Annotated in this window: 17 protein-coding genes and 1 tRNA gene; 8 read left to right on the forward strand and 10 right to left on the reverse strand. The window is 51.6% G+C overall.

All coding sequences use genetic code 11. The annotated features are described in order from the left end of the window. Window positions 1-86: 86 nt before the first annotated feature. The 8 genes from SH449x_RS04890 to SH449x_RS04925 form a co-directional block, all read right to left on the reverse strand. Window positions 87-1,601, reverse strand: coding sequence for an FAD-dependent oxidoreductase (locus tag SH449x_RS04890; RefSeq protein ID WP_482380203.1), 1,515 nt, complete (start codon window positions 1,599-1,601; stop codon window positions 87-89). Between the two features lie 727 nt (window positions 1,602-2,328). Beyond that, on the reverse strand, window positions 2,329-3,369 hold the full coding sequence (locus SH449x_RS04895) for an exonuclease domain-containing protein (protein ID WP_482380204.1): 1,041 nt from the start codon (window positions 3,367-3,369) through the stop codon (window positions 2,329-2,331). A 7-nt stretch (window positions 3,370-3,376) separates the two neighbouring features. Continuing rightward, window positions 3,377-3,931: a cob(I)yrinic acid a,c-diamide adenosyltransferase gene (locus tag SH449x_RS04900; RefSeq protein ID WP_482380205.1), complete on the reverse strand. Its 555-nt coding sequence runs from the start codon at window positions 3,929-3,931 to the stop codon at window positions 3,377-3,379. Beyond that, window positions 3,931-5,175 carry a hypothetical protein gene (locus SH449x_RS04905; protein WP_482380206.1) on the reverse strand — a complete coding sequence of 415 codons (1,245 nt, stop codon included), beginning with the start codon at window positions 5,173-5,175 and terminating at the stop codon, window positions 3,931-3,933. The genes SH449x_RS04900 and SH449x_RS04905 overlap by 1 nt, the downstream gene beginning before the upstream one ends. 52 nt (window positions 5,176-5,227) lie before the next feature. Next, window positions 5,228-6,367 (reverse strand): hypothetical protein, encoded by a 1,140-nt coding sequence (locus SH449x_RS04910; protein WP_482380207.1) that lies wholly within the window; start codon window positions 6,365-6,367, stop codon window positions 5,228-5,230. Beyond that, window positions 6,277-7,371 (reverse strand): magnesium/cobalt transporter CorA, encoded by a 1,095-nt coding sequence (gene corA, locus SH449x_RS04915; protein WP_482380208.1) that lies wholly within the window; start codon window positions 7,369-7,371, stop codon window positions 6,277-6,279. Before corA ends, SH449x_RS04910 begins: the two co-directional genes overlap by 91 nt. A gap of 4 nt (window positions 7,372-7,375) precedes the next feature. Continuing rightward, complete coding sequence (locus SH449x_RS04920; RefSeq protein ID WP_482380209.1) at window positions 7,376-8,329, reverse strand: DUF1571 domain-containing protein; 954 nt, start codon at window positions 8,327-8,329, stop codon at window positions 7,376-7,378. Further along, a complete protein-coding gene (locus SH449x_RS04925; RefSeq protein WP_482380210.1) occupies window positions 8,290-8,808 on the reverse strand; it encodes a hypothetical protein in 519 nt (172 codons plus the stop codon). Before SH449x_RS04925 ends, SH449x_RS04920 begins: the two co-directional genes overlap by 40 nt. A gap of 156 nt (window positions 8,809-8,964) precedes the next feature. On the opposite strand from SH449x_RS04925, the gene fba reads away from it, so the two are divergent. The 4 genes from fba to aspS all read left to right on the forward strand — a co-directional run bounded on the left by fba (window position 8,965) and on the right by aspS (window position 13,704). After that, window positions 8,965-9,966, forward strand: coding sequence for a class II fructose-bisphosphate aldolase (gene fba, locus SH449x_RS04930; protein ID WP_482380211.1), 1,002 nt, complete (start codon window positions 8,965-8,967; stop codon window positions 9,964-9,966). A 232-nt stretch (window positions 9,967-10,198) separates the two neighbouring features. Continuing rightward, window positions 10,199-10,271: transfer RNA gene (locus SH449x_RS04935), tRNA-Gly, on the forward strand. A 52-nt stretch (window positions 10,272-10,323) separates the two neighbouring features. Further along, entirely contained in the window at window positions 10,324-11,793 is a 1,470-nt protein-coding gene (gene tig, locus SH449x_RS04940; RefSeq protein WP_482380212.1) for a trigger factor, read from the forward strand. Window positions 11,794-11,907: 114 nt separating this feature from the next. Next, entirely contained in the window at window positions 11,908-13,704 is a 1,797-nt protein-coding gene (gene aspS, locus SH449x_RS04945) for an aspartate--tRNA ligase (protein WP_482380213.1), read from the forward strand. A gap of 325 nt (window positions 13,705-14,029) precedes the next feature. On the opposite strand, the gene SH449x_RS04950 is transcribed toward aspS, so the two are convergent. Beyond that, on the reverse strand, window positions 14,030-15,451 hold the full coding sequence (locus SH449x_RS04950) for an APC family permease (RefSeq protein WP_482380214.1): 1,422 nt from the start codon (window positions 15,449-15,451) through the stop codon (window positions 14,030-14,032). After that, on the reverse strand, window positions 15,448-16,746 hold the full coding sequence (locus tag SH449x_RS04955; protein ID WP_482380215.1) for a NupC/NupG family nucleoside CNT transporter: 1,299 nt from the start codon (window positions 16,744-16,746) through the stop codon (window positions 15,448-15,450). Before SH449x_RS04955 ends, SH449x_RS04950 begins: the two co-directional genes overlap by 4 nt. Window positions 16,747-16,914: 168 nt before the next feature. Between SH449x_RS04955 and SH449x_RS04960 the strand changes: the two genes are divergently transcribed. The 4 genes from SH449x_RS04960 to SH449x_RS04975 all read left to right on the forward strand — a co-directional run bounded on the left by SH449x_RS04960 (window position 16,915) and on the right by SH449x_RS04975 (window position 21,151). Next, on the forward strand, window positions 16,915-18,246 hold the full coding sequence (locus tag SH449x_RS04960) for an MFS transporter (protein WP_482380216.1): 1,332 nt from the start codon (window positions 16,915-16,917) through the stop codon (window positions 18,244-18,246). Between the two features lie 102 nt (window positions 18,247-18,348). Further along, the gene (locus SH449x_RS04965) at window positions 18,349-18,960 is read left to right on the forward strand and encodes a hypothetical protein (protein WP_482380217.1); all 612 of its coding nucleotides are present in this window, start codon (window positions 18,349-18,351) and stop codon (window positions 18,958-18,960) included. Continuing rightward, window positions 18,950-19,342, forward strand: a complete 393-nt coding sequence (locus tag SH449x_RS04970; RefSeq protein ID WP_482380218.1) for a transcriptional regulator — start codon at window positions 18,950-18,952, stop codon at window positions 19,340-19,342. Before SH449x_RS04965 ends, SH449x_RS04970 begins: the two co-directional genes overlap by 11 nt. A gap of 102 nt (window positions 19,343-19,444) precedes the next feature. After that, the gene (locus SH449x_RS04975) at window positions 19,445-21,151 is read left to right on the forward strand and encodes a DUF4153 domain-containing protein (RefSeq protein ID WP_482380219.1); all 1,707 of its coding nucleotides are present in this window, start codon (window positions 19,445-19,447) and stop codon (window positions 21,149-21,151) included. Window positions 21,152-21,165 lie beyond the last annotated feature (14 nt).

Consider the following 21,165-nt stretch of genomic DNA (forward strand, 5'->3'; position numbering starts at 1 on the left):
AAAAAAATACAAGACACCCTTTTCGCAAAAAACCAAACTTCTGTTTTGGCTAGCAAAGCGATCTCATTGCATTCACGATTTGGTGGCTATTCGACTGGCTTCAGCGGCGTTTCGGCGGGCCCAGCGATGATTTTTCCGGTCACATCAAATCGGGACCCGTGGCAGGGGCAGTCCCAGCTCGTTGCCGCTTCGTTCCAATGGACGATGCAACCCATATGGGAACAGATAGCTGACAACTTCGTGATTTGACCAGCGGCGTTTCGGTAGGCGGCAACCCGTTGGCCATCGACTTTCAGAATCATTCCCTGTCCGGGCAGGAGGCTTTCCGGCGACTGGTTTTCGCTGGCCATCAGTCGATCTTTGATCATGTAGTAGGGATAGTCCATATTCTCCGTCAGGTAGTTCCAAATACCGCCGCGCGTTTGCAGGCGACCTGGAGCAAACAAATCGCTCCATGGATTCTTGCGTCCTAGAATGGCGTCGCGAATCATCATTGCGGCCAGCGTGCCAAAAGTGATGCCATTACCCGAAAAACCGGTGGCCACGAACTGCCGCTCAACTGTCTGCCCGATCAATGGCAGTCCATCGTGGCTTTCAATGACTTGTCCTGACCAGCGTCTATCCACCTTGGCTGCCGGTAAAAATCGATTAAGCTCCCTTTCCAGCTCTAAGAAAAAATCGCTGGTCTGCAAGGCTTGTCCCGTCTTATGATCCATGCCTCCGAATATCGCGTAGTCTTCATTCGGGTGCTGATCGACGCGGAGGTAGAAGTAGGGCTGGCTGGTATCCCAGAATGTCGCGATGGGCGCGGTATTAGGTGGTAACATGGCACCAATGACGTAACTGGTGTACGGAGCCAGTTTGGTTTGAAACATTGCGGCATTTGCCACGTTGCTTAAGCCCGTCAACGGCACGTCCGTGGCTATCACAACCTGCTGGCAGGCGATCACGTACCCGTTGGCAGTGACGCGTACCTCATCTTCCCTGCTATCGTCGAACTTGGTAGCTTCGGTTAGTTCGAAGACGTGACTACCGTCGCCTGGAATCCGCGTCAACAATTCCGCGAGATACATGAGTGGATGAAATTTGGCCTGGTTGGCGAAACGGATTCCCTCGCGTCCGAACACAGGCACCTTCTCGACAAACTCGGCCTGAAAGCCCAGTTCTTGAGCCAACTCTGCTTCGCGTTGCAACTCTAGTGTCTCATCCTTTTCCTCAAGGATGCTGGCGTGGACGTACCCTGGAATCCGCATGAACTCACAAGAAATGTTCTCGGTCGAAATGATCTCATCAATCTGGTTGATGGCAGCTAGGCCCGCATCCCAAACAGCCTGCGCTTGATCGCGTCCGTGGTCCTTAACCAATTGCTGAAGCCTTAAATCCGTCACGCAGGTCAAATGGGAGGTCGTGTTTCCCGTATTCACTTGAGCACAACGGTCGCGCTCGACAAGTGCCACGCGGAGGCCCGATTGTTTGAGCAAATAGGCCGTGACAATCCCCGTGTTACCTCCACCTACAATCAGCACCTCTACCTCAAGCGATTCACTCAGCGGAGAAAATCGCGGTAACGAGTCATTATTCCAGAAAGATTGAGTAGACATAGGTGATCTGTTTTTCTAACTAGTTTTCTTCAAAGCAATTCCATCCATTTGTCCAATGCGGAATACCAACGACAGTCTCGGATTCCAAGGCATCGAGGAACATCCTCGTTTCCGCCAAAGCCGAATGGCGGATCTAACCAACTATCACCATAAAGGGTAAAGGGGTGTACTCACCGCGATTTAATGCAAAGAAGTGGTCGGCTGTTACGGACCTTGCTTTGGCAGTAGAACTTGCCAGATTCGTGCTGAATTGAGATTTAAGTTGTGTGCTTGGGTATCAGTCTGATCTCGGTCTGAATCTCGCTGCCCGCAGCTAGTCTTGAAGCCCGCCCATCTTGCCTAAATACTGTACCACGCCCTTTTTTTCGCCACTTCGCTTTCCGTTTTCTTTTTCCCGCTTGGCGAACCTATAGACTCGCGAACCCCTCCATTTCGACCTTGCGTCGGCGGGGCGATGACTAACGGGCTAGCATCACATATCTCTCTACGCATCATCAATGTCTAGCCGCAGGCGAGACCGAAGTGGTTTGGGGAAGGCATCGTTGCTATCATGTTAGTCGTGCTTCCATTGAGATGAACTCAATGGAGAGCAGACTGTGCTCGATAGTGGGTAAAAAAGTATTTGCTCGGAGACGTGAGCTTCGACCTTCGTTCGTTCCGTTTGGGGCGACATTGGCGATCTCATCACCGCTCCATTCATCATTTTGCCCTGCTTCATCAGGCTGGATTAGAACTGTCCGAGGACGATCGAGGTCGCCTCCGGAATCATCGCCAACAGTTGTCGCTGAGTGATCAAGTAGATCGGTTGACCAAGCTCCTTTCGTTTCTCAATCTCTTGAAGTTGTTTCTCGGATGCCGCATTGCTCGCGTCACCCAACGTGAGTGATGGATCGGGTCCAAGTATCACGTACTGAGTCTGCATGTTGATGCTCTTTTGGAGATTTGCACCGAGCGAACGCAAGAAATCTTCGGCTTCGGTACGCTCTAAGCCGAGTAGTGAATGGACTAAAAACACCGATTTGCCTTGAAGAGGTTTGCTGTCACCGCAATTGCTTAGGATCGTATTGGCGAGGAGACTGGCCTTTCGATTCTTGATCGGCTGCAATGGTAATCCGTCGCTCCGATAATGCCTGGGTTCGACGCGGTAGCTACCAATTTCTTGTTTTGACTCTCGCGTCAGTCTAGCAGTCCTGGGGTTGCGAACTTGATCAAAACCAAATCGACCGCGAATCAACCCAAGAGTTGCTTCAAGCTCTTCAAAGGATTGGCAATCATGAAGCTCCGCAGCACGGATGGCTACCAATGCGCTGGCACGTGCATCCTCGAGTGCGTTATGATGCCGAAACGTGATGTTCAGTCGCTCGGCGACTTTTGCGAGCCCATGACCAGAGTGATCAGGCCAAGCTCGTTTCGAGATCAAGCGGCTGCACTGAAGCTGGTTTCTTGGCGGCGCGATGTCGTAGTGCATGCAAGATCGCAGTAACACCGAAGCGTCGAAACCGACGTTGTGCCCAAGTATCAACGCTCCGTCGAGCACAGGAGAAGCCTTTTCCCAAATCGACTCCCAAGTCGGTTCGTTCATGCAATCTCGAGGGGTAATGCCGTGCACCTTCACGCAGAATGGAGAAAAGTACATGCGAGGCGGTCGGATCAACCACTCGTATTCGGCAACGATCTTCCAGTCTTTGACTATGACGATTCCGAGTTGGCAAGCCGAATTGGGTTGGTTGTTTGCCGTTTCGAAATCGATAGCAGCGAAGCACCCCATGACCTAACTACTTTCTCGGACTTTCCCAGATCACATCTTCCACACCCATGATCTTGTTAGCGTATCTCGCCATAACAAACAGCAAGTCGCTCAACCGATTCAAAAAGATAATAATGTGAGAGGCCTCGCTGACACGCCCCGAGTTGTTAAAGCTTACAATTTCGCGCTCGGTTCTGCGGCAGACGGTACGTGCGATGTGCAATTGAGCTGCCTGTAGGCTCCCACCGGGCAGAATAAAGTTTTGGAGCGGCGAAAGCTCTTTTTCCAATTGATCGATCCAATTTTCCATTTGAAGAACATAACCCTCGCTTTGCCATTTCAAGCCATGCTTGTCGGGGTCGGGAGTCGCTAGCTCTGCGCCGATAGAGAACAGTTGGTGCTGAATCATGGCCAACATTTCGTCGACGTTGTCAGGTTGCTTGTAAGCCCTCACGACACCGATGGCTGCATTGAGCTCGTCAATCGTGCCGTAGGCCGAGATTCTAGGATCGTCTTTCGGGACGCGTGGGCCTCCGAACAAACCTGTCGAACCGGCATCACCCGTTTTGGTATAAATTTTCATTAAACTCGTCCTGCTCGTATGTTGTCTGCCATGATTTCGTAAAGATCGAGATTCTCGCGGCCTCCCAGGATCGCGAACAACTCGCGGATCGATTGGTGACACTCCTTCAAACTCGAACCCAGCGAGATCGTCGTTTGTTCATCGGCACGGTCAGATCCAGAACCAATAACAAACGGCGAGTCACTCTGATCACCTCGCAATCGATAGTAACCAGGTTCGTGTGTGATAAATCGATGTGCGGTGCCATCCTGTAGAGTGAAACTCGTTGTGTCTAACTCGGGGAAGCCGGGCGCCTCGCGACCTGGAGTTCTTCGCACCAATTCATCGCACGTCAGCTCTGTGATCGTTTCATCAGAACGTACGCACTGCAAATGCCACTTTCCATCCACGGACCTTCGAACTTTGTCGACTCCCAATGTAGCCAGCAATTGCACTGGTCCAGCGGGGTCAGATTGTATCAGCTCGGCGAGCCTTTTCATTCCAGCAGGCCATTTCTCGCGATCTTCAGGGACTAGCCACAACAACTTAGTGCCGGGATAATCGACGCGAGCATCCCAGAATTCCTGCGCGAAAAGGGTCGCGTGCCAGGTCGAGCCTACCAAGCAAATTGACTTGTCTCGGATCGATTTAGCCTCGAACTTGCGGTCCTGAACGGAGTGTTTTAGCAAATGGGATTCGAACTCCTTCTCGCCTATGGCTTGGCCGCCTCCGGGTCCCATGCCTGACTGGCTTTGGAAGCACCCTCGGCAATCGAGAACAACATCCGCTTTGGAGATCCAGTCTCCTCGATGTTGGCCCGCAACGAGCAGCCGAAACTCATCGTTGCATCGTTCTTGCAGATCCTCGATCGTTTCCCGGTCGGTCTGACAGCGCGACACGTCTCGAACAGGGCTAAGAAAGTGGATATCGTCGAAGAGTAGATCGGTCTTCGCGAGAGGGATCAAATACTCCTCCGCGAACTCTTGTCCGGTCCAGATCTTATCCAGTGGCGGAAATTCATACTCAGGGTTTTGTGCCTTGATCGCAGCTAAGCCAAGTGGGGTAGTGCACTCTGAAACCGCGACTCCAAGCGGTCTGTTGTGCCAGTCATGCATGCGATGCCCCACGCGGCGAGTCTCGAATATCGAGACATGGTAACCGAGGAATCGGGCATAGATCCCCGCTTCGATACCGACGGGGCCACCACCGATAATCGCGATAGTAGCCGGGGTTTCAACTTCTGGATCCCAGGGGAGTTCGATCATAAAACATCAATAAAAGTGTCGGGAAAATCGCTTCGCCATTCAACGCTGATTGTCAAGGCAAGTTATCAAGTAGGTGTTGTAACGCGAGTCGAACGTCTTCGCGAGTTCCAATCGGAACTAAGACGCGGAAAGAATGCTCTCCGTGGGGTATCCCGTCAGCTTGAGATAGCCGAAAAACACAGTTCCACTTGACAACGTTCTCTTCACGGAACCGAAAACGACCGTATCCAGGCCCGTTATAGTTTCCAGCAGGAGACGCAACACATAGACATCCCATGGCATGATCCCCGCTCGAGGTTGAGAAAACGATAGGCATCGATTGTTCGCCTGGTCCATCACTTAGCTTCACTAAATTCTTGGAATCGAAGTCGAATCCCCAAAACTCGGAAAACTCAGGGGGCATGTAACCGGTTAGCACCTCGAACTGAGCGAATTGGTGAGGCTCATCTTCAGGAATCCGAAACGTAACGCGATAATCGATCACATTGGAAAGCAAGCGACCGTTCCATTCGGTTCCTATTTTCACATCTTTCGCGATGACGTGTTGGGAACGGACCGCAGGGTTCAGGGCGGAATAGCCCCCAGACGATTCGCCCGGGGCCAACCAAAATGCAGCCTCGATTGCTGTACGAAGGCGATTAGATTCCACCTCAATGCTCAGTAGCTTACTGGACGAGCGGTCTCCTGTTCCATCGCGACTGGATCCGGCTTCAGTGGGGTTAAATCTTTCCGACCAGAACGGATTTGGCTGGCCGGCGTCGAAACTCGATGCGCTTTGCAATTGCCGTCCATGATCATAACTGTCTATGAACTCCTGCCCGTTCCATTGAACCGAGTCGATGGCACCTGCAAGCCTTTGAGTCGTGCGGATTTGAATTGGGAAACCGCGAAATTCCCCTCGGATTTCCGCATCTCCCGAGGGGGCCTGGACTTCATGAAGTCGTGGCGGGTCGATTGGCATCCCGTACATGGTTGATGCCGCAGTGGGGACAAACCATCCCAATATGACAATGGTCAAAATTCGACTGACCAATACTTTTCTTGATAGGAACATTTCAGTGCACCGAACGGCTTCAATTGAGTTGATAAGGCTAGCTAGGGCTATATCCACTTTCTCCTCCAGAACGCGAACAAGAGTCCGAGCGAGATGGCGAGCATGATGGCTAACGCGAATGGGTAACCAAAGTACCATTTGAGCTCCGGCATATTCCAGGGGGATACTTCGCCATCGAAATTCATGCCATAAACACCAGCCACGAAAGACAGCGGAATGAATATAGTCGAAATAATGGTGAGCAACTTCATCACCTGACTCATGTTGTTATTCATAGTCGACATGTAGTAGTCACGCAAATCAGCCGTTAACTCGCGATAGGTATCCGCAGCATCGAGAAGTTGCGTAACGTGGTCGTAGCAATCGCGAAGATGGACTCGCGATTCCTCGGAAAAGCGGTCAGAGGAGTCACGAATCAGTTCATTGATGAGTTCTCGGTGGGGGCGGAGGGAGCGACGAAGCGCCAGTAGTTGACCTCGAAGCTCATGGATCATTCGCAGTTGCGATGGAGAAAATTGGTTACTGATATCGTCTTCGAGTACATCGACGGTATCGGAGATTTTTTCCATAAAGGGAAAGTAGCTATCGATGACCGAATCCAGTAGTGCGTAGAGCAAGTGATCGACCCCCGAGTTAACCACCTTGCCATGTTTCGATCGAATCCGCTGCCTAAGCGGCTCCCAGCAGTCGCCGGGACGCTCCTGAAAGGAGACTAGAATACCGTTCATCATAAAGAACGATAGCTGCTCTGACTCGCGAGCATCGTCTCCGTCGATCATTCGAGCAACTACGAACAAGTGGTTTTCAAAGCGATCCAGTTTGGCACGTTGATGCACATTGATTACATCCTCCATGGATAGAGGATGAAGCTTCAAGAGTTCTGCTAGGTCGCGAAGCGCACGCTCGCCGCCGAGACCGGTCACATCGATCCAAAGATTGCGAAACTTACCTATATAGCCATTAAGTTCCGAGACGTGCGCGATCGCTTGTTCTCTGACGTTTTGACAATCGAATGCAAGCACCCGAATAGAGGTCTCATGAGCGTTAGGATCAATGATCAAGGTGCCGGGAGCGGCCCCTGGGCTGGATCGTCGTTTCGCTAGGCCGTGGCTTAGCCGTTTGCGCTTGAGCTTTTTAACCATGTTCCTATCTGAACCGATATTCAGGATTTTCTACGTCAAAGTCGAGATCGGTCAGTGGTGGATTGAGCACTAAGTCGTCGTACTGGTATTCCTCTTCTAGCAGTGGCTCACCATCAACTTCATCTGGCCATCCGTAGCTGGCGTATTTAATGGGAAGCATGATGGACTCATCAAACCAAATGCGCGCAATATGAAACTCGTAGGGAATGACTTTGTCGCCTATGGTTACCGATTTCTCGTTATGAATCACCTCGATCAATTCGCATGATTTGTCTCCGACCATTTCGCCGGAGCGGCGATTCACGGTGCAATCGCCCAGCTTCAAGTCCCTTTCCCCTTTTTCGATTAATCGAACTAGTAGTTTTTCCAAACCAACGTCCGTGATCGGGTAGCGATTGCCCATCATGGCGATACGACTGTTGGGAGCGAGAGAAACAGTGATCAGACCAAAGAACCCGCCTTCGTGCGCTTGTAGCAAGTTGTCGTTCTTGCCGTGTTGAAAGATAACTTCGCGACCTTTCTGGCTCGAGGGGGCTATGAAGTCTAGATAGACAGCTACATTGCGTAGCTCGCTTCCTTCATCTGGTGGCAGATATCGGAGCTTTAGTTTCATGGTTGCCTGGGGAGAGAGCTTGCCGTCAATACGCTCAGTCTTGAGCATCGTGGCAGTGTAGCCCGTGTTTTCCGCCCGATGTCGAGCGAGAGCTTCCCGGGCCATCTCCAGGACGGGTGCTAGCGGATGCGACTTTAGTGCATCCGAATCCAGCACGGGCGCATCATTTTGTTCAGACTCGTAGTTTACGGGTTCGTTAACGCGGGAACTCGCTGCGCCGTTTGGGGGGGCGGGAGAGCGGGTGAGTTGCTTCCAGGCCGTGTTTGCTCCGATAGCGAGTAATCCAGCTACGACGGCAATAATTGCTATTCGTGTAATCCAAATTCGGTTCCTTTGTCCAGCCATGGTTGAACCTCCTCCTTTTCTAGTTGGCGTGCGAGTTCGAAACCTTTGCTCGTTAGGGAAAAGTCTCGATAAATGTGGTGCATAACCAGTCCCATCGAGCAAAGCTGACGGAAACCTTCGAGAAATCGGACGGTAATCTCAGGCACGCGTGGGTCGCGAAAGGCGATGGTTTGCGTTTCGTCGACCTCCACGTAGACCGCAATCATACGCGAGGGAGCCTCAAAGGCAGCGTTTTGGGCCTTTAATTCAATCATGCCTCGATCACGGGCGGCGTACAAAATCGCCTTGGCTTCTGGCAGAAGCCCAGCTGATTCTATCACCAATGCGTCCAAGTTGGCCATTGCTTGGCTACTAAGTTGGGAAAGGGCGACCAATACGGGTGCGCCGGCTCCCAAGGCTTCCCAGCTACCGCTCAAATAGCTGTCCACCGGTTGGAGTTTAGTCACCTTGGAAATGGGTTTCGAAAATTCGTCGTCCATGAGTGTTCGTGCCGAAATGCGGGTTTATGTATTGTCGAGCCGTTCCGGAAACGGATAATCCTACGCGAAATCGATGTCGATCGCACGACCAAGCAGCGAACTAGATCGTAATCGCTCCCCATTATTCCTCGAAATCCTCTCGGAGATCACACCGCTATGGCACTAGTCCCACTAAGAAAAGTTTTGGATCACGCAGCAGAGCACGGCTACGGAGTCGCTGCATTCAATGTGAACAACATGGAGCAGATCCAATCGATCATGGAAGCGGCCAAGGAGACGAACTCTCCCGTGATCATCCAAGCCTCGCGAGGGGCTCGATCCTATTCTCAAGACGCGTACCTTCGACATTTAATGCTCGCCGCCGTCGAGCTTTATCCAAATATCCCAATCGTTATGCACCAAGATCACGGGAATTCGCCTGCGACTTGCTTGTCCGCGATCGAAAACGGATTTACCTCGGTCATGATGGACGGCTCGTTGATGGAAGACGGCAAAACCCCCGCTTCCTTTGAATACAACGTGGCTGTCACCAAAGAGGTCGTCAAGCTGGCTCACGCACGCAACGTATCAGTGGAGGGTGAGCTCGGATGTTTGGGATCGCTCGAGTCTGGCATGGGTGAGGCTGAAGACGGCCACGGTGCAGAAGGTGCTTTGAGCCACGATCAGCTTTTGACCGATCCCGATGAAGCCGCACGGTTTGTCGAAGAAACCAACTGCGACGCCTTGGCCGTAGCGATCGGAACCAGCCACGGGGCTTACAAATTCACTCGCAAGCCGGACGGCGAGGTTTTGGCCATGTCTCGGATTGAGGAAATTCACCGAAAACTCCCCAATACTCACCTGGTTATGCACGGCTCCAGCAGTGTGCCGCAAGAGTTGCAGGACATCATTAATAAGTACGGTGGCCAGATTAAGCAGACGTGGGGTGTTCCTGTCGAGGAAATCCAGCGAGGAATTAAGAGCGGCGTTCGCAAAATCAATGTCGATACCGACTGCCGTCTTGCCATTACAGGGGCGATTCGCAAGGTTATAGTGGAATCCCCAGAAAAATTTGACCCTCGGGATTTCTTGAAACCAGCCCGCGAAGCTATGAAAAAAGTCTGCATGGACCGCATGGTTCAGTTCGGCCAAGCAGGAAATGCAGACAAAATCAAGTAATCTCGATCGGATGCCGATGATAGGGTTCCCCGGGACGAAAACCAAGTGTTTCCCGGGGAGTCCGAATGTTGAAAGCAAAATCATCGGTTCGCACTTGCAGCCAATCTCGGGATTCCTATAATTGCGATCCCGCTCAGGCGAAAAAGACTCGTTCCAAAGGATTTTTGAGGCGAGTGGCGTAGGTTTGAACCGGGAAACAGATTTGCAGCGGGCATAATTAGACAGGTCTCATGCGGGTGTAGCTCAGTTGGTAGAGCACAACGTTGCCAACGTTGTTGTCGTGGGTTCGAATCCCATCACCCGCTCTTTCTGTCTTGTTATGCCTTTTTTTCTTCATCTACAGGACGATAGTTAGAAATGTCAGCCGTCGAGACCCAGGACGATAGCAAGCTTCTTTTGAATGTGAAGATTGATCAGCCGTCGAGCTGCGTTCGTCACGTCGTGGTTACCATACCTCGATCGGAGATCGAACGATATTTCCGAAAGGTCTACGACGAAATCGCTCCGCGAGCTGACTTGCCAGGCTTCCGTGCCGGCAAGATTCCTCGCAAGTTGCTGGAAAACCGGTTCCGGCAAACAGCCACCGAGCAAGTTAAGAGCAGCTTGGTCATGGATTCGCTTCAACAAGTCACAGAGGGGGGCGAGTTTTCGGCAATCTCCGAGCCTGACATGGATTACGGTGCCGTTGACATCCCAGCCACTGGCGATTTCACCTACGAATTCAAGATTGAAGTTCGTCCAGAGTTCGAGACTCCGAATTGGAAGGGCTTGGAACTCAAGAAAACCGAATTCAAAGTAACGGACGAAGAGGTCGACCTGCAGCTACACAGAACGCTGGAACGCATTACTCAAGGCGAAGCGGTCGATGACACAGCCAAGCCAGGGGACAGAGTCGTCGTATCGATCGACTTCAAGCACGAAGGAAAGGTTGTAAGCTCTGTCGACGAAGTCGTAGTCACCTTGCGAAGCAAATTGAGCTTGGCGGACTGCATCATCGAGAACTTTGGCGAATTGCTAACCGGTGCCAAAGAGGGTGAAAAGCTTTCGACCAAGGTCAAGATTTTTGAAACGTCACTGAACGAAGCTTTCCGTGGTGTAGAGGTCGACGCCGAGATTTCTGTAGAAGAAGTGCGTCGGGTGAACGTCGAGGGCATGAGCAAATCGGTACTTGATACGCTGGGCTTCGACACGACCGAAGAGTTAAAAGACTTCGTGAGAGCGGAGCTTGTACGTCAGTGCGAGTACCACCAAAACCAATTGATTCGAACCCAGGTTTCCAGCCTGTTAACCGCTGGCGCCGATTGGGAGCTTCCTCAAGCTCTGGTACGCCGCCAAGCCGACCGCGAAATGCACCGTCGAGTTTTGGAACTCCGCCGAAGTGGTTTCACTGACGATCAAATTCGCTCTGTCGTCAACAACTTACGCCGCAACATCGAAGAGACGACCAAGGTAGCTCTCCGAGAGCACTTTGTACTCGAGAAGATCGCGGAAGATCTGACTATTGAGCCAACTGAGGCAGAATATGACAGCGAAATCGAGCTGATCGCACAGCAGAGTGATCTGTCGGCTCGCCAAGTTCGCGCTAAGCTGGAACGAAACGGTCAGATGGATGCTCTTCGCAACCAAATCCTGGAACGTCGCGTTATCGATACGATTGTTGCCGAAGCAAAGGTAACTCCAGAGGATGGCGGTTCGATTCTTAAGGAAGAAGCGGATGAGTTTGCACTCGAGCATTTAGTCGCTCCCGTTTCGCAAATTCTTCCCGAAGCTCGATACGACGAGCAGCCAGAAGACGGCTCCGAAAACAAGTCTGTTAAGCCAACTTAATTGATAAGTTGCTGACCAAAACTATCGTAAAGCACCTCTTCACAAGAAGAGGTGTTTTTTTAGGTATATCACGGAAGCGATTCACCGCGATCAACTCGAACGGGTACTGAATTCATGCACAGCTATCGAAGCCATCACTGCAACCAACTAACGATCGAAAAAGTCGGAGAAACGGTTCGTTTGTCAGGTTGGGTATTCCGAGTTCGGGACCACGGCAAACTTGTATTTATCGATTTGCGCGACCACTATGGCGTAACTCAGATTGTAGTGGACAAGGACAGCGACGCCTTCCATCTGGTGCAAAGCTTGAACTTGGAGTCTGTGATTCGGGTAGACGGCAAGGTTCTGGCCCGCAGTAACGACCAGATCAATCCCAATCTGCCGACTGGTCAAATCGAGGTTCGGGCTGCTACGGTTGAGCTGCTATCGGCAGCAGCGGAACTGCCGCTTCCTATTGCTGGCACCGCTGAGTATCCAGAGGAAATCCGCCTAAGAAATCGATTCTTAGATCTGCGACGTGAAAAGCTTCATGCCAATATCGTTCTGCGGAGCAACGTCATTGCAAGCTTGCGACGACGAATGATCGCTCAAGGATTTACGGAGTTTCAGACCCCTATCTTGACCGCCTCTAGTCCCGAGGGAGCGAGGGATTTTCTGGTTCCCTCTCGTATACATCCTGGCAAGTTTTACGCTCTGCCTCAAGCGCCTCAGATGTTCAAGCAACTTTTGATGGTGGCAGGCTTTGATCGATACTTCCAGATCGCTCCATGTTTCCGTGATGAGGATGCACGTGCGGACCGATCCCCGGGAGAGTTTTACCAGCTCGACTTTGAGATGAGCTTTGTGACGCAAGACGATGTTTTCGCGGCGATCGAGCCGGTACTGCACGGAGTTTTCGAAGAGTTTTCCAACGGCAGATCGGTTACCCCGCCGCCGTTTCCCAGGATTACTTACAAGGATGCGATGCTAAAGTATGGATCCGACAAGCCAGATTTGCGGAACCCCATCGAGATTTCGGATGTCACTCACATATTCCGTGGAGGCGGGTTCGGGGTCTTTGCGTCTGCCATTGAGGAGGGGGCGGTGGTTCGTGCCATACCTGCACCGGGGGCTGGCGTCCGAGCTCGCAGTTTCTTTGATCAAACTAACGCATGGGCCAAGACGGAAGGCTTTGCAGGACTCGGGTATATCAACTTCAAAGGTGGCGAAGGCGGAGGGGGGGTTGCCAAGAATCTCGGTCCGGAACGTGTTGCCCAGTTGGTCTCCGAAATGGGGCTCGGGCCGGATGATGGAGTCTTTTTCGCGTGTGCAAAGGAAGCCACAGCGGCGAAATTGGCGGGTATGGCGAGAACTCGCGTTGGTCAAGAGCTAGATTTGATCGAGCCCAATGCATTCAAGTTCTGCTGGATTGTCGACTTCCCTATGTTCGAGTGGGATGAGGTAGAGCAGAAGGTTATTTTCAGCCACAATCCATTCTCCATGCCGCAAGGGGAGATGACCGCGCTGGAAACGATGAACCCACTCGACATCTTGGCTTACCAGTACGACATCGTGTGCAATGGCATTGAGCTATCCTCAGGCGCGATTCGAAATCACAAGCCTGAAATCATGTACAAAGCCTTTGAGATTGCTGGCTACGACCGAAGTGTGGTTGACGAACAATTCAGCGGCATGATCAATGCGTTCCAGTATGGTGCACCTCCGCATGGTGGCTCAGCACCAGGTGTTGACCGAATTGTGATGTTGCTGGCTGATGAGCCCAATATCCGTGAGGTTATCCTCTTCCCAATGAATCAAAAGGCAGAGGATCTCATGATGGGAGCACCGTCGGCGGTGTCTCCCAAGCAACTTAGAGAGCTTGGGATCAAGATTGCAGCAGAACCCAAGCCGCCCGCCGCTGCTGGCAACTGATTACGGGTACGGATTCGTTTGCCTTAGCTTCTTAAGCGAGCGGCAAATAAAATACCTCCGCACCAAACTGGGCTGCATCGCGAAGCGATGCGAATAGTAGCGGACAGGGCGCAAGCCCTCCGGTAGGGTGTAAACTAATCAATCACCTATCAGTTAAACCAGTGATCCTTCTCCCCTGGTCTGACGAAACGGTTGAAAATCATAGAGGCAGAACAGAACCCCCGGCTCGCATCGCATCAACCTTCACCGTACAGACTGCACCGTGACGCTCCCATTTGCGAACTGGGCCGTCCTTACAACTCGAGGTAGATCTTCATCTGCCGATTTACTTACTAGTTCTTTGGAACAGGAAGTAAAACGGAGCCCCTAAGGCAATCAAGAACAATCCTAAGCCCGCCTCTCTGGGACGTTCTATCAAGGTATTGATGATCAGCCCGCTGCAGAACAATACGTACAGGATCGGGACGACTGGGTAGCCAATCGTCTTGTAGGGACGCGGGGCGTCGGGCATGCGATATCTCAGCACGATAACACCAGCTACCATCAATGCATAGAAAATAAACTGGGCAAAGACCAGCATGTCCGTCAACTGGTCAAACGTTCCTGAAAAGACCAAAAAGCAGGACCAAATGCCGAACATCCAAAGGGATTTGGCTGGGCTCTTGTTCTTTGGGTGCAAGTCTCCTGCGGACTTGAAGAACAACCGATTCTTGGCCATGGCATAGTAGATTCGCCCTGAGGTAAGAATTGTGGCATTGGTGCATCCAGCCGTTGTCAAAACAATCAAAATGGAAATAGCCCAAGCTCCCAATTCTCCGGCGGTTCCTCTCACGACTTCCACCGCCGCAACTGAGTTGCTGGTGCTTCTTATGGCTATGAAGTCATCGATTGGCTTCGCATAAAGGAACGATGCGTTCACAATCAAATAGATCGTAATGATTCCCAGCATGCCAAAGATCAAAATCTTAGGGATATTTCGTTCTGGTTGACGAATCTCGTCACCTACAAAGCCAACGTTAATCCACCCCTCATAAGCCCAGAACGATGCGAGCATGGTCAAAAACATGACCTTGACCCAACCATAGCCTCCCACCATCCCCTCAGGTGGGTAGGTGCTCGAATTGGTGACTAAGTTTTTTACACTGCCGGTGGGGGAGGAAAAGTTAAGGATCACCATGATCGCCAAGCTGATCAAAACCGTTACCGTAATGATGTTGCTGGCCCCACCACCTTGTTTCACTCCCATGGAGTTCAAAAAGGTCAACACCAGGATCAATGCCACGGCCGCCAGCTTGACTCCTATCTCGGCAAACGGCGTAAAGATCCACAGAACCGTCATCGATTCCCATTCACCTCCGAACATAGGAAGTGGAACAACTGCATTCAGGGATTCCGCAAACACATAGGCGATCGCAGCCGTGCTCGCCGACTGGATACACGCAAAGCTAGCCCAGCCATACGCGTAGCCAACCATCGTCCCGTAGATTCGGTGCAAGTAGATGAAAGTCCCGCCAGAATGGGGCAGCAGCATCGCGATCTCCGCCATCGCGAACACTCCCAGCATGGTCACCAAGCCCGCTAATCCCCAGGCTAAAAGCAACATGGTGGGAGATTGGCAACTGAGCGCCATATCACCCACCTTTTTGTAAATCCCCGAACCGACGATCGAGCTGATGATGAGAATGATCCCTGTCCACAACCCGAAATACTTGATCATCGAATCGCTGGAGTGCTCTTGATCGCTCATACAGCACCTCCGCTAACACTCGATAGGGCAACGAAGAAGCCAGCAATTGTTCCTGACATAAGATTCGACAGTGTCCCCGCTAGAACAGCCTTGAGCCCCAACCGAGCGATATCCTGGCGTCTGTCAGGAGCCATGGCACCTAAGCCGCCGATGAGGATTGCAATCGAGGACAAGTTCGCGAATCCGCACAACGCAAACGAGATGATAGCCTTGGTGTGTTCCGACATGGCTACCCCGTCGATCATCATGGTGTCACTTAAATAGGATTTGAAGTTCAAGTAAGCCACGAATTCGTTCACGATGAGCTTCTGACCAATGAAGGAACCGGCCACCGAGGCCTCCTCCCAAGAGACTCCGATCAGAAACGCGAGAGGGGCAAAAACTTTGCCGAGAACCCACTCCAGACTCAGACTCGGCATACCGACAAAGGAACCTGCGAAGCCGAGCATACCGTTGATAAGCGCGATCAAGCCCACAAAAGCCAGAAGCATGGCACCGACGTTGAGAGCCAGCTTCAGACCATCCCCAGCTCCCATGGCAGCGGCATCAATGACGTTGCTAGCCGACCCGAGATCCCCCTCCGTTGTCTCGATATTGGGATCATCGTTAGGTTTCTCGGTTTCGGGTATCAGTAGCTTGGCGAAAAGCAGTCCACCTGGTGCTGCCATAAACGATGCTGCGATCAAGTACTCCATCTTGACCCCCATGCTCGCATAGGCTGCCAGGACCGAGCCCGCTACGGATGCCAAACCACCGCACATCACGGCGAATAACTCAGACTCCGTCATCTTGCTGATATAAGGCCTAACGACTAGCGGTGCTTCTGTCTGGCCCACGAAAATATTTGCCGTTGCTGACATGGATTCCGTGCGAGATGTTCCCAGCAATTTCTGTAAGGCGCCTCCCAGGAAACGAATGACCAATTGCATAACGCCAAGATAGTAGAGCACCGATATCAACGATGAGAAAAAGATGATCACCGTCAACACTCGGAACGCGAGCACAAAACCTTGCCCTGCACCGAACGTTGTTTCCATTAGATCGTTGTTAACCAACGGTCCAAAGACAAACGAGATTCCTTGCTCACCATACGCTATGGTATGAGCCACCGCACCGGAGATGCTCTCAAGTACTTTTTTTCCCCAGGGTGTGAACAGAACAAAAGCACCTAAGCCCAATTGGATCAGAAATGCTCCCAGCACGGTTCGAACATTGATCGCTCGACGATTACTGGAAAATGCAACGGCGATCGCCATTAAGACTGCCATTCCGACGATACCCATCACTATTTTCACTGACAAAACTCCCAAGATGACGGCGTAAGATCGCGTAGTTATACTAAGCTTTTTGTCAAAAGTCGATTTAATAGCAAAATGTGGCGGTTGATATTTTGTCAGCAAGATGCCGTACCATTTTCTCTCGATTGCCCACCTTAAACATCCTCCCAATCCAATCGACCTCTCATGGCTCCAACACCCTCCCAGCGTCCGCCACTAGACCGCGCTCGATTCAAGGCATTCGTCAGATTGATGCCGATCCTTTTCGTGTGCTACGTCATCGCCTATATCGATCGCAATAACGTCGCGATTGCGAAACTGACCATGGGAGAGGATTTACCGGCCTTTGATAGCGCAGTGTTCGGCTTTGGCAGCGGAATCTTCTTTATTGGCTATTTCCTTCTCGAGATTCCGGGGTCCTTGATCGTGGAGCAATGGAGCGCTCGAAAATGGATCTGTCGAATCATGGTGACCTGGGGCATCATGGCATCCGCCACAGCCTTTGTAACGACACCCACTCAGTTCTACATCGTTCGCTTTTTGCTCGGCATGGCGGAGGCTGGATTTTTTCCTGGGGTGCTCGTCTATTTGACCCACTGGTTCCCTGCTAAGGATCGAGCCAAGGCGATCTCAATGTTTTTGGTCGCCTCCCCGATCGCCATGATCATCGGCCCAGCCATCTCCCAACTCTTTATCGAGATCGGTAGAACGACCATCGTCGAAGGTGTTCCTGTCACGAACCCAGATCTGATCGGGCTCAAGGGGTGGCAATGGATCTATCTTTTCTGGGGACTGCCCGCAGTGGTGGCCGGTATAGTTGTTCTCCTCTTCCTGACAGACAAGCCCAAGCAAGCTCGCTGGTTGACTGATGAGGAAAGGATCGCGCTCGAAGAAGAACTGGAACGTGATCGATTAGCCAAGGGCCCGAAGAGTCATCTGCCCCTAAGAAAAGCATTACTCAATCCCAAGGTTTTACTACTGGCACTCGCTTATTTTGGCATCGTTACGGCCAATTACGGGATCGAGCTATTTCTCCCTAGCATTCTGAGAGATTGGCACAATCTGGAGCCGAAGCAAGCGACACTGCTCGCGATCATTCCGCCGCTTCTAGTTATTCCTGCCCAATTGTTTAATGGATGGAATTCAGATCGCCTGCAAGAACGGCGATGGCATGCCGTAATTCCCGTGGTTTGCGGCGCGTTGCTCATTAGCAGTGCGACGCTCGTTCAGCATAGCTTACCGCTAACGATTGTTTGCTTTACGCTTGGGGCGGCTGGCATGAAGGCTTATATGCCCGCCTTCTGGAGCTTGCCAAGTCTCTTTCTGTCTTCAACCGCTGCCGCTGGAACGGTAGGTTTCATAAACTCCGTTGGAAATCTAGGTGGATTCCTGGGACCATCGGTGCTAGGTTTTGTTCATAAGAATCTGAATTCGTACGATTACGGTCTCTACTTTATCTGTCTCACGAGCTTGTGCTCTGCGGCCCTGATTTGCGTCATCCCATTTCGCAAAGCTTGAGAATTCTTTCAAAACGTAGAAAAAATGCTTTGCAACGCAAAGCTTTCTTGCTAGATTAGTCGGAACGTTCGAAAAGGAAAATTATCTCGAGGAGATTCAAGCATGCAGCTCCAACGCGCTATTTCGGATTTGCATTGGATTCATGAGCGGTTGCGATTCGCGGAACGGGCGAGTTGTTTTCGGCCGGGCACGATTGCCTTGGTCGGTGTCTCTGCGGTGCTTGCCGGATGGATTCAACCACAAGTGGCTTTGGAATCTGGTGGTGAACCATGGAGTTTCTTTCTCTATTGGACATCCGTAGCAGCAGCGATCGTTTTGGCAGTCAGTTTGCAGATTGCGTGGCGATATGCATTTCGGGCGGGGGAGCGTGAACGTTGGCTCGCGAGGCAGTCGCTGCTCGACTTTGCTCCATGCTTGATGGTCGGCGGTGTTTTGAGTTTGTCGATCATGTTGTCGACGCCTCAGCACGCAGCACTGCTTCCCGCAATTTGGTGTAGTTGCTTTTCCTTGGGAATCTTTTCGCTGCGTCATCGATTGCCAGAGGCGATGCTTACTGTGGCTGGATTTTATATGCTCTGCGGTATGCTTTGCGTCCATTCCTCCTTGTCGGCATGGGCCTATTCTCCGTGGACGGTGGGCTTGCCATTTGGTATCGGCCACTTCCTGACAGCAGGGATCTTGTATCGCTATGAGCGGGTGAAACATGCGCAATAAAGAAGAATCACCGATCCCCAGTCCAGGGCGATTCGCTTACGAGGGATTGCAGAGAGCTTTTCACGAAAAGGCAAGGCTCAGCATCATGACTTCGCTCGTGACTTATCCCACCGGACTGGCTTTCTCAGAGTTAAAAGATCTCTGCGCGTTGTCCGATGGAAATCTGAATCGTCATATCGAGGTCCTCAAGGAGGAAGGATATGTTCAGGTGGAAAAGACTGGTGCAGGAAGAACGGCCAAGTCAACTTGCACTGTGACATCCCTCGGGCGCGAGCGTTTCATGGAATACCTCGACGAGCTGCACAGAGTTATCGAGGATGCGGCTCGCCAATCCAAGAACACACCTGACCTGGTAGCACGCGGAAAATTGCGGCTGACCTAACTCGCGATAGCAGTAAAGTCCAGTTGTGGCCTTAAGGCAGTATATCCTTTCTCTATCTTGGTTCTTTATCCCACGTTAATATACTTTGCGAAACAAAGCTTTATGTCAAACGAAAACAATGAGCACACTCAAGATTCTCCGCTTCAAGCTGCTGTTTCGGCGTTTCCTGTACAGGAGCGAGTCGACTCTGCGTCCATCCTGAATCAGCAATCGATCGTTCCAACCGTTCGAATTCTAGATTTGATTCTCGTGATAGGGATGGTTGCAGTGAGTGACTGGATTCTCTTTCGGCATTTCAGTGGCTACGCTGGATGGGCATGCTGGGGGATTGTGGCTGCGGTGCTGCTGGTGATCGGAATTGGTAGCCGTCTGAAGTGGGAGACATCTAAGCCACTTACATGGCTAATCGGTGGAGCGGTCCTCTTTGCGTGTGGACGACTGGTTTGGCAAGGGGACTGGTCAATCGTTCTCGTTCTACTCGCCCTACTGATTATGCTAGTCATGGTGCTTCACGATCTGCGGTTGAAGGCGTTACCTTTTTTTTCGCTTATGGTTGGGTGGCTTCCCAGTGGCCTCGTGGCGTGGCCTGGAGCATTGTTCAGTTTATCGGGATGTGCCCAAGATCGTATTCGACGACGTTATGTCGAATGGGGAGTCCCCTCGGTGATGGGACTTGTTTTCGGCGGTCTTTTTCTCAAAGCTAACCCAGATGGATTTCTGCTTTTCTGGGAGTGGTACACTGAGCAGATGGATGTCCTCTACCAGTGGATGCATGGATTTTCCGTTGGACAAGCCTTGTTCTGGATCTTCGTGAGCTTGGTCAGCTTTGGGGCCTTGATGCCAACGCTGATGCCAACGCTGATGCCAATAACCGGCAAAGATCTCGAGCCTCCCCCAACCTATGATCGCACCACTCGTGGTGAGACGAACCCATCAGCAGTGAAATCTACCTACGCAATTAGTCGAAATACATTGTGTTGCCTAATTGGAGTCTTCGGAGTTTATCTTTGGATGGAGTTCCAAAACATGTGGTTTAGGGAGTTTCCGGAGGGATTCTACTTTTCAGGCTACGCCCATCAAGGAGCTGCATGGCTGACGATCGCATTAGGGCTTACGACGATAGTGTTGTCTATCATCTTTTCTCATCACAGTCAGGAAACTGCCATTAGCAATGACTCTAGCCTCTACACTCTCCGGCTCCTTGGGCAAATCTGGTTCATTCAAAACCTGTTGTTAGCGCTCTGTGTCTACAACCGAATGTACGTTTATATCGACTTCAATGGTATGACCCGTCTGCGCATCTTGGGATTGCTCGGCATAACCTGTGTCGTTGCAGGACTTGTTCTGGTGCTGATAAGAATTTATCGAGGCTGGAAATTCTCCAGTTTGGTGTATCGTCAGTTCTGGACGATGACCTGTTTTCTATTTATCTACCTGCTGATCCCGCTCGACGCAATCGTTTACCGGTACAACGTCCGGTGCATTCAATCGGTCAACCCGCGTCCGAGCGTTCAGATCGTAGCGCATGATCTCAGCCCAGAGGGAGTAATGGAGTTGATTCCCCTAGTCCACGCCAGTGACGATATTATCCGGGAAGGAGTGCGGGCGTTTCTGGCACAGAAGCAAATCGAGATCCAGGGGAGGTTGACATTGGCAGAAGACAATTGGCAATACTATCAAGGTGCGGACGCTCGGCTCATCGCGAAGCTGGATGCAATCCGCGAAGAATTGCATCTTTATCTTGACCCCGTATCCGACCGACTGACTCCGATCGAACGGTTTCGCGAGTTCGCCATGCGTTGGTACTAGCAATTTTTCCATAG

The sequence above is a fragment of the Brakhagea baltica genome (genome assembly GCF_052161605.1).
In the GTDB taxonomy this organism is placed as follows: domain Bacteria; phylum Planctomycetota; class Planctomycetia; order Pirellulales; family Pirellulaceae; genus JBKCUI01.

Excerpts from the sequence above, each read along its gene's own strand:
- SH449x_RS04890 (WP_482380203.1), bottom strand. The coding sequence starts at position 1,601 with ATGTCTACTCAATCTTTCTGGAATAATGACTCGTTACCGCGATTTTCT.
- SH449x_RS04895 (WP_482380204.1), bottom strand. The coding sequence starts at position 3,369 with ATGGGGTGCTTCGCTGCTATCGATTTCGAAACGGCAAACAACCAACCC.
- SH449x_RS04900 (WP_482380205.1), bottom strand. The coding sequence starts at position 3,931 with ATGAAAATTTATACCAAAACGGGTGATGCCGGTTCGACAGGTTTGTTC.
- SH449x_RS04905 (WP_482380206.1), bottom strand. The coding sequence starts at position 5,175 with ATGATCGAACTCCCCTGGGATCCAGAAGTTGAAACCCCGGCTACTATC.
- SH449x_RS04910 (WP_482380207.1), bottom strand. The coding sequence starts at position 6,367 with ATGGTACTTTGGTTACCCATTCGCGTTAGCCATCATGCTCGCCATCTC.
- corA (WP_482380208.1), bottom strand. The coding sequence starts at position 7,371 with ATGGTTAAAAAGCTCAAGCGCAAACGGCTAAGCCACGGCCTAGCGAAA.
- SH449x_RS04920 (WP_482380209.1), bottom strand. The coding sequence starts at position 8,329 with ATGGCTGGACAAAGGAACCGAATTTGGATTACACGAATAGCAATTATT.
- SH449x_RS04925 (WP_482380210.1), bottom strand. The coding sequence starts at position 8,808 with ATGGACGACGAATTTTCGAAACCCATTTCCAAGGTGACTAAACTCCAA.
- fba (WP_482380211.1), top strand. The coding sequence starts at position 8,965 with ATGGCACTAGTCCCACTAAGAAAAGTTTTGGATCACGCAGCAGAGCAC.
- tig (WP_482380212.1), top strand. The coding sequence starts at position 10,324 with ATGTCAGCCGTCGAGACCCAGGACGATAGCAAGCTTCTTTTGAATGTG.
- aspS (WP_482380213.1), top strand. The coding sequence starts at position 11,908 with ATGCACAGCTATCGAAGCCATCACTGCAACCAACTAACGATCGAAAAA.
- SH449x_RS04950 (WP_482380214.1), bottom strand. The coding sequence starts at position 15,451 with ATGAGCGATCAAGAGCACTCCAGCGATTCGATGATCAAGTATTTCGGG.
- SH449x_RS04960 (WP_482380216.1), top strand. The coding sequence starts at position 16,915 with ATGGCTCCAACACCCTCCCAGCGTCCGCCACTAGACCGCGCTCGATTC.
- SH449x_RS04965 (WP_482380217.1), top strand. The coding sequence starts at position 18,349 with ATGCAGCTCCAACGCGCTATTTCGGATTTGCATTGGATTCATGAGCGG.
- SH449x_RS04970 (WP_482380218.1), top strand. The coding sequence starts at position 18,950 with ATGCGCAATAAAGAAGAATCACCGATCCCCAGTCCAGGGCGATTCGCT.
- SH449x_RS04975 (WP_482380219.1), top strand. The coding sequence starts at position 19,445 with ATGTCAAACGAAAACAATGAGCACACTCAAGATTCTCCGCTTCAAGCT.